This is a genomic window from Neisseria sp. P0001.S005, from assembly GCF_051963715.1.
In genome coordinates this window covers 1-350 of record NZ_JBQCTZ010000821.1, presented here as the reverse complement: position 1 = coordinate 350, position 350 = coordinate 1, and the positions used below count along the sequence as shown (strand labels likewise).

The 350-nt window shown below is 50.0% G+C and carries 1 pseudogene; it reads right to left on the bottom strand.

The features are described from left to right. A pseudogene (locus ACTHSP_RS23045) lies at positions 1–350 on the bottom strand (tRNA (uridine(54)-C5)-methyltransferase TrmA); the annotation flags it as partial.

The window sequence follows — 350 nt, the reverse complement described above, 5'->3', positions numbered from 1 at the left end:
GTAACCAGCATTTCGCCGCTTAAAGTGGACAAAAATTCGACGGCGTACCAGCGGTTTTTCAGCTCGGGATGATTGGATGCGGCTTCAATCAGTTTCGGCATCAAGGCATTGATGGATTCGGATGCGGCAGGAAATTGGTCGCAACGGATCAGGCTTGCCCCGCTTGCCTTTTGTCCGCGCTCAAACATGGCGTAAAACATTTCGCCGCCCTCATGCCAGATACGGAACTCGGCGCGCATCCTGTAATGCTGTTCCGGAGATTCAAAGACTTCAATTTCAGGAAAATCCAGTCCTTGGAAAAGTTGCTGAAGATATTGCTTTTTGTCGGCTAGTTGTTGCTGGTAGGCAGT